Origin of the sequence: Streptomyces malaysiensis subsp. samsunensis (assembly GCF_024519315.1) — a bacterium.
GTDB classification, from domain to species: domain Bacteria; phylum Actinomycetota; class Actinomycetes; order Streptomycetales; family Streptomycetaceae; genus Streptomyces; species Streptomyces malaysiensis.
This window is the reverse complement of record NZ_JANIIC010000303.1, coordinates 1-237: the sequence shown is the minus strand read 5'-3', so window position 1 is coordinate 237 and position 237 is coordinate 1. Positions and strand designations below refer to the sequence as shown.

Below are 237 nucleotides of genomic sequence, written 5' to 3'. Positions count from 1 at the left end.
CAGGTCCCCGGCTGTGTTGTAGCCGAAGGAGATCAGGGTGGTGCTGTGTTCATGGTCTTCTCCGTGCAGCAGGCGCAGGGCCGTGATCCGAAGCAGTTTTGGATCGGTGTCGGCCGCGATGTGATAGCCACCGGAGTGGATGATCCCCGTGGGGGCGCCTTGTGGGTTGTAGGTGACGTCGATGCGGTCGCCTTCGCCGGTCCGGTCGGTGATCGCTGTCAGAGCGAGCTCTCGGCC

At 64.1% G+C, this 237-nt stretch carries 1 protein-coding gene; it reads right to left on the bottom strand.

Annotated elements, in window-relative coordinates; all coding sequences use genetic code 11:
* On the bottom strand, positions 1 to 237 hold a 237-nt coding region (locus NQU54_RS49000; protein WP_257636719.1), incomplete at both ends, for a hypothetical protein.